The organism is Arenimonas sp. (assembly GCF_022842045.1).
In the GTDB taxonomy this organism is placed as follows: domain Bacteria; phylum Pseudomonadota; class Gammaproteobacteria; order Xanthomonadales; family Xanthomonadaceae; genus Arenimonas.
Genome location: NZ_JALHQI010000097.1, coordinates 1 through 8,524, shown reverse-complemented (window position 1 = coordinate 8,524; position 8,524 = coordinate 1). Strand labels below are relative to the sequence as shown.

At 71.2% G+C, this 8,524-nt stretch carries 10 protein-coding genes; 3 read left to right on the top strand and 7 right to left on the bottom strand.

Annotated features, from left to right (window positions below; translation table 11 throughout):
• Positions 1-376 (bottom strand): hypothetical protein (locus tag Q0C12_RS14065; protein ID WP_290891264.1); only part of this gene is annotated, 376 nt, incomplete at its 3' end.
• A gap of 83 nt (positions 377-459) precedes the next feature.
• Positions 460-1,107 carry an HNH endonuclease gene (locus tag Q0C12_RS14060; protein ID WP_290891262.1) on the bottom strand — a complete coding sequence of 216 codons (648 nt, stop codon included), beginning with the start codon at positions 1,105-1,107 and terminating at the stop codon, positions 460-462.
• A gap of 89 nt (positions 1,108-1,196) precedes the next feature.
• Here Q0C12_RS14060 and pip point away from each other — a divergent pair, with 89 nt between their 5' ends.
• Positions 1,197-2,138: a prolyl aminopeptidase gene (gene pip / locus Q0C12_RS14055; protein WP_290891260.1), complete on the top strand. Its 942-nt coding sequence runs from the start codon at positions 1,197-1,199 to the stop codon at positions 2,136-2,138.
• Positions 2,139-2,220: 82 nt separating this feature from the next.
• On the opposite strand, the gene Q0C12_RS14050 is transcribed toward pip, so the two are convergent.
• From Q0C12_RS14050 to Q0C12_RS14040, 3 genes are read right to left on the bottom strand one after another with little or no spacing between them, the layout of a single operon-like run.
• Positions 2,221-2,757 carry an NUDIX hydrolase gene (locus tag Q0C12_RS14050; RefSeq protein WP_290891258.1) on the bottom strand — a complete coding sequence of 179 codons (537 nt, stop codon included), beginning with the start codon at positions 2,755-2,757 and terminating at the stop codon, positions 2,221-2,223.
• 16 nt (positions 2,758-2,773) lie between these two features.
• Positions 2,774-3,655 (bottom strand): 5'-3' exonuclease H3TH domain-containing protein, encoded by an 882-nt coding sequence (locus tag Q0C12_RS14045; protein WP_290891257.1) that lies wholly within the window; start codon positions 3,653-3,655, stop codon positions 2,774-2,776.
• Positions 3,652-4,218 carry a nitroreductase gene (locus Q0C12_RS14040; protein ID WP_290891255.1) on the bottom strand — a complete coding sequence of 189 codons (567 nt, stop codon included), beginning with the start codon at positions 4,216-4,218 and terminating at the stop codon, positions 3,652-3,654. The genes Q0C12_RS14045 and Q0C12_RS14040 overlap by 4 nt, the downstream gene beginning before the upstream one ends.
• 132 nt (positions 4,219-4,350) lie before the next feature.
• Here Q0C12_RS14040 and Q0C12_RS14035 point away from each other — a divergent pair, with 132 nt between their 5' ends.
• A complete protein-coding gene (locus Q0C12_RS14035; RefSeq protein WP_290891253.1) occupies positions 4,351-6,597 on the top strand; it encodes a DUF1631 family protein in 2,247 nt (748 codons plus the stop codon).
• A 115-nt stretch (positions 6,598-6,712) separates the two neighbouring features.
• Positions 6,713-7,810, top strand: a complete 1,098-nt coding sequence (locus tag Q0C12_RS14030; protein WP_290891251.1) for an NAD(P) transhydrogenase subunit alpha — start codon at positions 6,713-6,715, stop codon at positions 7,808-7,810.
• 8 nt (positions 7,811-7,818) lie between these two features.
• Here the strand turns inward: Q0C12_RS14030 and Q0C12_RS14025 are convergent, their stop codons facing one another.
• Positions 7,819-8,304: a DUF3106 domain-containing protein gene (locus tag Q0C12_RS14025; protein WP_290891249.1), complete on the bottom strand. Its 486-nt coding sequence runs from the start codon at positions 8,302-8,304 to the stop codon at positions 7,819-7,821.
• On the bottom strand, positions 8,304-8,524 hold a 221-nt coding region (locus Q0C12_RS14020), incomplete at its 5' end, for a hypothetical protein (RefSeq protein WP_290891247.1). The genes Q0C12_RS14020 and Q0C12_RS14025, both read right to left, overlap by 1 nt.

Here is an 8,524-nt window from a genome sequence, read left to right as displayed (position 1 = left end):
CGGGAGCCGGCGCCGGCGCGGGGGTCGTCGGCGCGGGCTCGGCGCGAGGCGCCGACACGGGGGCCGGGGTGCCGGCCTCGATCTGCGTGAACAAGGCGGCGATCGCATCGGCGGTGACCGGGCGATGCAGCACGTAGTCGGTATCCACGCGGCCGCCGGCGGTCAGCGCCACCAGGATCTTGCCGCTGCCGATGGCCTTCATCAGGCTCATCTGGCCGTACATGGAGTCCATGTCGATCACCAGGACGCCGGCTTCGGTCTCCGGCGTGAGCAACCAGTGGTTGCCGGTGCTGGCGTTGGCTTGCTTGAAACGGGTGGTGATCTCGGCCTCTTCCTCTCGGGACAGGCCGGCGAAGCAAATGCTGTGAGTGGTCATTACTGGTCATCCCCCTGATCACGCCCGGCGCAGCGGCGTGAAGGCCGGCAGTGTCGTTTGCCGGCCCGGGCCGCGTCAAATGCTCAGCAGAGCCGGGGCGGGCGCTTTGGCAGGTGGTGCTTCAGGAAGGCCATCTGGTCGGCCAGGATGTGCCGGTTCGAGAGGATCAGGTGCTCGACCCAGCTCGGCCGGTAAGGCACGGCCAGCAGCGGCATGCCCGCCTGCTGCGGGGTGCGGCCTCCCTTGCGGGAGTTGCAGTGGAAGCAGGCGCAGACCACGTTTTCCCAGATGTCCCGGCCGCCGCGGGAGACCGGCACCACGTGGTCGCGGGTGAGGGAATGGCGCCCGAACTCGCGGCCGCAATAAAGGCAGAGGTTGGCGTCGCGGGCGAACAGCGCGGTGTTGGTAAGCGCCGGCGAGGGCGACAGTCCTGCGCTGCGCGCGTGGCTGCGGCCGGCCACGATCGGGTGCAGCTGGATGATGCTCTGCTGCCCGCTGAGCCGGTTGGTGCCGCCGTGGACGGTGAGGCAGGGGTCGCCCAGGGTCCAGGCCACCGCGCCGCGCACGTAAAGGCAAACCGCGTCCTGCCAGTGCATCCAGTCGAGGATGCGGCCGTGGGCATCGAGGGAGAGCACGCGCGGCAGTCGGCTTTCACGGGCGGAAGCGAGCCCGGCCGGGGGGAATGCAGTCCCGGAACCCACCAGACTCAGATGCGTTGGCCCTGTGCCCATGACAGTCCGAGCATACGCCATGCCGATGACAGTTCAAGGGGTGCGTGCGGGCTAGAATCGGGGCGGACTCCAGCGAACGAGGCGACCGAATGCGCGGCCTGTACCCCGAGATCGAACCCTACGACAGCGGCACCCTCGCGGTGGACGGCCGGCACCGGATCTTCTACGAGCAGTGCGGCAACCCCGCCGGCAAGCCGGTGGTGCTGCTGCACGGCGGCCCGGGCGCCGGCTGCGGCGCCAAGATGCGCCGCTTCCACGACCCGGCGCGCTACCGGATCATCCTGTTCGACCAGCGCGGCAGCGGGCGCTCGACCCCGCACGCCGACCTGGTGGACAACACCACCTGGGACCTGGTCGCCGACATCGAGAAGCTGCGCCGGCACCTGGGCATCGAGCGCTGGCAGGTGTTCGGCGGCAGCTGGGGCTCGACCCTGGCGCTGGCCTATGCCGAGGCGCACCCGGGCCAGGTGGCCGAACTGGTGCTGCGCGGCATCTTCATGCTGCGGCGCTGGGAGCTGGAGTGGTTCTACCAGGAGGGCGCGTCGCGCCTGTTCCCCGACGCCTGGGACAAGTACCTCGCGCCGATCCCGGTGGTCGAGCGCCACGACCTGATGAGCGCCTACCACCGCCGCCTGACCTCCGACGACGAGGCCACGCGGCTCGCCGCGGCGCGCGCCTGGTCGGTGTGGGAAGCGAGCACGAGCTTCCTGCGCCAGGACGAGGCCTTCATCAACAGCCACGAGGACGCGCACTTCGCGCTGAGCTTCGCGCGCATCGAGTGCCACTACTTCGTTAACGGCGGCTTCTTCGACGCCGACGACCAGCTGCTGCGCGACGCGCACCGCCTCAAGGGCATCCCCGGCGTCATCGCGCACGGCCGCTACGACGTGGTCTGCCCGGTGCAAAACGCCTGGGACCTGAAGAAGGCCTGGCCCGAGGCGAAGCTGGAGATCGCGCCGAACTCCGGCCACTCCGCCTTCGAGGAAGAGCTGACCGACATCCTCGTCCGCGCCACCGACGGCTTCCGCTGAGATCTCCTGTAGGAGGGACTTCAGTCCCGAAGCCCTTCGCCGAGAAGCTTCGGGACTGAAGTCCCTCCTACAGGGAGCAGGATCAGGCGGGCGTGCCGTCGGGGTTGCGGTCGAGCAGCCAGAGGCCGGCCCAGAGCTTCGGGTCCATCGAATAGCCTTCGGCCATCTTCGCGGTGAGCCAGCGCGGGGCGTCGGCTACCGGCACCTCGTGCACGGTGATGTTCTCGGACTCGTCGCCACCGCCGGCGTGGATGCGGGTCAGGCCGCGGGCGCGCACGAAGGCGATCAGCTCGTTGCTCATGCCCGAGCTGGTGGGGCCGACCATCAGCACTTTCACTTCATCCGCCAGCCAGCCGGTTTCCTCGAGCAGCTCGCGGCGCGCGGCGGCTTCCATGGTGTCGTGTGCGTCGAGGTCGCCGACCAGGCCGGCGGGCATCTCGATGGTGGGCGCATTCATCGGGATGCGGAACTGTTCGACGAACAGCAGTTTGTCCTCGGGCGTCACCGCGATGACGATCACGGCGCTGCCGGCGTTGGTGCGTTCGGCGTATTCCCAGTGGCCCTTGCGCACCAGCCGCAGGTACTTGCCTTCGCACATCGTGGTCGCGGGTTCGGTCATCGGGTCCTCGGCAGGGTCAGGCCGACAGCAGGCGGCGGCGGGTCATGGGGCCAAAGCGCAGGTCCTCGGCCAGGGCTTCCAGCGCGGCGGCCTCCGGCGCGCGCCGCTCGGCGCCGCCGAAGTCGGCGGGCAGCGGTGCGTTGACGTCGATGGTCGCGAGCCGGCGCGACAGCAGCGCGACGTCGCGGTGTTCGGCCAGCCGTGCGGCGTGCTGGGCGCTGCCGCGCATTCGCAGGTAGGGCACTTCCGCCAGCCGCTGGTACAGCTCGTCGAGGCTGCCGAAGTGGCCAAGCAGGATCGCGGCGGTCTTGGGCCCGATGCCGGGCACGCCGGGGATGTTGTCGATGGCATCGCCGGTGAGGCCCAGGAAATCAGCGACCTGGTGCGCGTGCACGCCCAGCCTGGCCTTGACGCCGTCGGCGCGCCACCGCACGTCCTTGGCGTAGTCCCACTGCTCGTCGTCGCCATCGAGCAGCTGCGAGAGGTCCTTGTCGGCCGAGATGATCAGACCGGCGTAGCCGGCGCGGCGGACGTGGCCGAGCGCCGCGCCGATCAGGTCGTCGGCCTCGAAGCGCCCGTCGGCCAGCACCGGCAGGCCGAGCGCACGGCAGAGGCGCTGGCAGTACCCGAACTGGCGCTTGAGTTCGTCCGGCGCGGCATCGCGGTTGGCCTTGTAGGCCGGGTAGATCTCGTTGCGGAAGTTCGAATCCAGCGACTCGTCGAAAGCTATGGCGATCCGCGCCGGCCGGTTCCGCTCCAGCAGCTCGAGCAGGAACCGGGCGAAGCCGTGCACCGCGTTGACCGGCCAACCCTCCCGGTCCTCGAACTCCGGCGGCATCGAGTGCCAGGCCCGGAACACATACAGGCTGGCATCCACCAGGTGGACCGGGCCGCTCATGGCGTCCAGTCGTCCAGCAGGGCGGCGGCGTCCGGGCGCTGGCGCTCGGGGGCCTGTTCGGACGGCGTGCCGATGTGGATGAAGCCGAGCACCGTCTCGTCCGGCCCCAGACCCAGCCTCGCGGTGACCACGGGGTCGTAGGCGGCCCAGCCGGTGAGCCACTGCGCGCCAAAACCCAGCGCCTGCGCGGCCTGCAGCAGGGCGAAGCACACGGCGCCGCCGGACAGCAGTTGTTCCTGCTCGGGCACCTTGTGGCCTCGCGTCAGGCGGCCGATCACGGCCAGCACCACCGGGGCCTGCGAGAACCGGTGGCGGTCCTTCTCGACCGCCGCGGCGGGCGCCTGCGGGTCGCGTTCGAGGGCGCGCGCGACGAGCAGCTCGCCCAGACTGGCGCGGGCCGGCCCCTGGATGCGAAGGAAGCGCCATGGAGCCAGCTTGCCGTGGTCCGGGACCCGCACCGCCTCGGCCAGCATGGCCAGCACCTGGTCGTGGGCAGGGCCGGGCTCGCCTAGCAGGCGGGAAGGCACGGAACGGCGCCGGCGCAGGAAATCGAACGTGTTCATGGGCACGAGGTTACCATTCACGCCACGCAGACCGCCGTCGGTGCGAATTGCGAACAAGTTCACAGAAGGAACGTGCGACCCTCGCCACACTGGCACCCACAGCGCGTAGTCCCCCCGGACGTGCAGAGGCCCATGAGCAACAACTCCTTCCAGCAACCCCCGTCCGCCCAGCCCGTGAACACGCGGGACCTCGTCCAAGGGATGCGGCGGCGCAGCACGGAGCATCTCCAGGCCGTGCTGGCGCGCGTGTTCGCCCGCGCCGACGACTGGCTGTTCGACCTTGCGAAGAAGGACGGCGTGCCCGACGGCTCGCCCTACCTGCACGCCATGCGTGCGCTTCGCACGTCGCGCGCCCCGATCGAGCGCGGCTTCCGCGACCACCTCGACCGCGGCTTCGAGGGCCTGGGCCGCCAGGCCAGGCCCGATCCTGCCGCCGGGGGAACCCCCGAGCTCACCCTGCTGGAGGAAAGCGAGCTCGAGCAGAACCTGGCCACCAACCTCATCGCCGAGGCCATCACCCGCATCCACGGCAACCAGCTCGACGAGCTGGCCGCGCGCCTGGCCCGCATGTTGGGCATCGACACCGTCGATCCCGAACTCAGTCCGCTCAGCGCGTTCGGCCTGGCGGGCGCCATCCGCACCGCGCAGGAAGGCGTGGAAGTCCCGACGGACGTCCGGATGGTGCTGTTCAAGTACTACGAGCGCGAGCTGATCCACGACCTGCGCGAGTTGCTCACCGACCTCAATGCGCGCCTGGCCGCCGCCGGCTTCAACCCGGCCGGCGCCCAGAAGCCGGCGCCGCGACCGGCCCCCGCGCCACCGCCGCCCTCGGCCGACGGCTATGCCGGAGCGGTGTCCGACTATGGCGCGGCGGGTGCTTCCGGCAGCGCGGGCGCCACGGGCGCCGGCGCGCAGGAAGACCGCGCGATGTTCGACGCGCTGATGCAGCTGCTGCACAACTGGCGTCCGGCCAACCAACCGGGTGCCGCACATGACCGCGCGAATTCCGGCCAGCGCCCGCTGGCCGCCCAGGAAATGATGTCGGTGCTGTCGCTGCTGCAGTCCAGCGTGCCCGACTCGGTCTCCGAGGCGATCAGCCGCCCGGAGGCTTCGCTGGCCGTACTGCTCAAGAACGAACTGCTGCAGAGCGCGGGTCGCATCGGCCTGCCGCCCGACAAGGTCAGCATGAGCCAGGATGACGAAGACGCCGTCGACCTGGTCGGCATGCTCTTCGACGTGATGTTCGACGAACGCGATTTCGAGCAGGCCTCGCGCACGCTGATCTCGCGCCTCGTGGTCCCGTTCGTGAAGGCCGCGGTGATGGACCGCCGCCTGTTCCTCTACAAGACGCACCCGGCGCGCCGCCTGCTCAACTCGCTGGCCGAGGCCTGCGAGGGCAATCGCGGCGAAGGCCCGCAGGAGCGCGAGCTGCTGCAAAAGGCCGAGAGCACGGTCGATCGCCTGATCGCGGAATTCAACGAAGACATCGCCATTTTCGAGACCTTGGAGCAGGAGCTGCGGTCGTTCCTCGACCAGCACCGCCGCCGGGTCGAGTTGGCTGAGCGCCGCGCCGCCGAGGCGCAGCGCGGCCAGGAGCGGCTGGAGCAGGCCCGCGAGCTGGCCGCCAAGGAGCTCGAGCAACGCGTGCGGGGCCTGACGCCCACGCCGGCGATGGAAGATTTCCTGGGTCGCTGCTGGACCCACCACCTGTCCATGATCGCGCTGCGCGAGGGCGCCGAGAGCGGTTCGTGGCAGACCGCGCTGACCGTCGCGGACCGCCTGCTGGCCCTGCTGCCCCGCGAGGGCGTGCCGGCGGCGCCGGTCGGTCCGGCCGTGCAGGCCATGCGCGAGCCAATCGAAACCGTGCTTGCCAGCTCCGGCATCACCGGCGAGGCCGCGCAGGACCAGATCAACGCCCTGGCCACCAGCCTCGAGCTGCTGGCAATGGGCCAGGTGCCGCCGCCGGTGGCGCCGCCCGTCGAGAACGTCATCAACCTGCCCGAGCGCCGCAGCCCCGCGACCGTGGCCGCGGCCGCGGCCCTGGCCGACCTCAAGCCCAAGCTCGAGGTGGTGGGCGGTCGCGACGACCTCGAGGTGAACGAATCCGACGTCGAGCAGATGCGCCAGCTCAAGGTGGGCACCTGGATCCACATCGCCGGCGAGGATGGCAAGCATCATCCGGTCAAGCTGTCCTGGATCAGCCCGATCTCGTCGCGCCTGATGTTCGTCAACCGCCGCGGTGTCCGCGTGCTGGTGGCCTCGGTGGAGGAGCTGGCCGCGATGAAGCAGGAAGGCAACCTGCTGGTGCGCGAGCAGGAGAACGTCTTCGACCAGGTGCTGCACCGGGTCATGGGCAAGCTCAAGACCGAAGCCAACTGAGGCGCCGGCCCGCCGGCCGCCCCTATCCGCGCCCTCGCGCGGCCCGCCTGCGCCCCTGCCGCGGCGCGGGCGCTTCCGGTAGCATCGAAGCCATTCGCACCCGGGAGTCGCGCGCATGGCGGTCAGCATTGTTTTGGTCCGTGAAACCGCCAGCGGCGAGCGTCGCGTCGCCATGTCGCCCGAAACCGCGAAGAAACTGACCGCGCTCGGCGCGCGCCTGCTGGTGCAGCGCGGCGCCGGCCTGCCGGCGCACTTCACCGACGCGGGCTACGCCGGCGCCGAGTTCACCGACGACGCCGACGCGGCGCTGGCCGAGGCCGACATCCTGGTCTGCGTGCAGCCGCCCGACAACGCCCGCCTGGCGCGCATGAAGCCCGGCGCCGTCGTCGTTGGCCTGCTGGCCCCGCACGCCGATCCGGCGCGCGTGGACGCGCTCGTGGCCGCCCGGCTCACCGGTTTTTCGCTCGAGCGGCTGCCGCGCACCACGCGCGCGCAGGCGATGGACGTGCTCAGCTCGCAGGCCGGCATGGCCGGCTACAAGGCCGTGCTGATCGCCGCCCAGCTGGCGCCGCGCTATTTTCCGATGCTCACCACCGCGGCCGGCACCATCCGCCCCTCGAAGGTGCTGATCGTCGGCGCCGGCGTCGCCGGCCTGCAGGCGATCGCCACCGCGCGCCGGCTCGGTGCGCAGGTCGAAGGCTTCGACGTGCGGCCGGAAACGCGCGAGCAGATCGAATCGCTCGGCGGCAAGTTCCTCGACCTCGGCGTCAGCGCGGCGGGCGAGGGCGGCTATGCGCGCGAGCTCACCGCCGAAGAGCGCGCCGAGCAGCAGCGCCGCCTGGCCGAGCACCTCAAGTCGGTGGACGTGATCGTCACCACCGCCGCCGTCCCCGGCCGCCCGGCGCCGAAGATCATCACCGCGGCCATGGTGGCCGGCATGAAGCCCGGCAGCGTCATCGTCGACCTTGCCGCCGAGACCGGCGGCAACTGCGAGCTGACGCGCCCGGGCGACACCATCGAGTCAGGCGGCGTCACCATCGCCGGTCCGCTGAACCTGCCCAGCCAGGGCAGCCTGCACGCGAGCGAGATGTACGCCCGCAACGTCTTCAACTTCCTTGCGCTGTCGCTCAAGGATGGCCAGCTCACGCTCGACTGGAACGACGAACTGATCGCCAAGGCCTGCCTCGCGCACGCGGGCGAACGACGCGCCTGAAGCGTCGGCTAGTCGGCCCTGTCCGGAGGCGGGGAGATGGCCGGGCCGCCGGTCTGCAGCCAGGCGCGGCGCTGTTCCGGGCTCATCTCGTGCCAGCGCTTGCGCAGGGCGCGGCGTTCGTCCTCGGGCAAGGCGCGCATGGCCTGCATGCTGGTGCGCATCTTCTCGCGCAGCTCAGGCGGCAGGTCGCGGAAATTGCGGGCGCCCGCGCGCAGCTTCTCGCGCTGCTCCGGCGTCATCGCCTCCCAGCGCGCCTTGCGCTCGACCCACTCCAGCGCGCGCACGCGGCGCGAGGCGGGCAGTTGGTCCCAGTCGTCGCGCAGGCGGGCGAGCGCCTCCTGCTGGGTCGGGGTGAGCTCGTCCCAGGCGGGAACGCTTACGCCAGCCGGCACCGGGGTCGGGCCATGGTCGTGCGGGCGGTCGCCGCGACCCTCGTGCGCGACCGCCGCGCCCGCCAGGGCGAGGCCGACGAACGCGGCGAGCAGCCGGCGCATCACGGGCGCGGACCCGGGGCGGTGGCGACAGGCGCGTCGGCCAGCCAGATGTAGAGCTCGGGGTCTTCCCCGGCCAGCAGCGTGTCGAACTCCGCGGCGGGCGCCGGATCGATGGCCAGGTCGGGCGCGCCCGGCGCCAGGGTGCCGGAGGACGGCAGCCACCAGGCCACGCCCAGCGCCAGCACCGCCGCGGCGAACGCGCCCGCCGACACGAAGGCCG

What these genes read in the sequence shown, in the direction of transcription:
- Q0C12_RS14045 (WP_290891257.1), bottom strand. Translation starts at nt 3,655, where the DNA reads ATGAGCGGCCCGGTCCACCTGGTGGATGCCAGCCTGTATGTGTTCCGG.
- Q0C12_RS14060 (WP_290891262.1), bottom strand. Translation starts at nt 1,107, where the DNA reads ATGGGCACAGGGCCAACGCATCTGAGTCTGGTGGGTTCCGGGACTGCA.
- Q0C12_RS14025 (WP_290891249.1), bottom strand. Translation starts at nt 8,304, where the DNA reads ATGCGCCGGCTGCTCGCCGCGTTCGTCGGCCTCGCCCTGGCGGGCGCG.
- Q0C12_RS14030 (WP_290891251.1), top strand. Translation starts at nt 6,713, where the DNA reads ATGGCGGTCAGCATTGTTTTGGTCCGTGAAACCGCCAGCGGCGAGCGT.
- Q0C12_RS14040 (WP_290891255.1), bottom strand. Translation starts at nt 4,218, where the DNA reads ATGAACACGTTCGATTTCCTGCGCCGGCGCCGTTCCGTGCCTTCCCGC.
- pip (WP_290891260.1), top strand. Translation starts at nt 1,197, where the DNA reads ATGCGCGGCCTGTACCCCGAGATCGAACCCTACGACAGCGGCACCCTC.
- Q0C12_RS14050 (WP_290891258.1), bottom strand. Translation starts at nt 2,757, where the DNA reads ATGACCGAACCCGCGACCACGATGTGCGAAGGCAAGTACCTGCGGCTG.
- Q0C12_RS14035 (WP_290891253.1), top strand. Translation starts at nt 4,351, where the DNA reads ATGAGCAACAACTCCTTCCAGCAACCCCCGTCCGCCCAGCCCGTGAAC.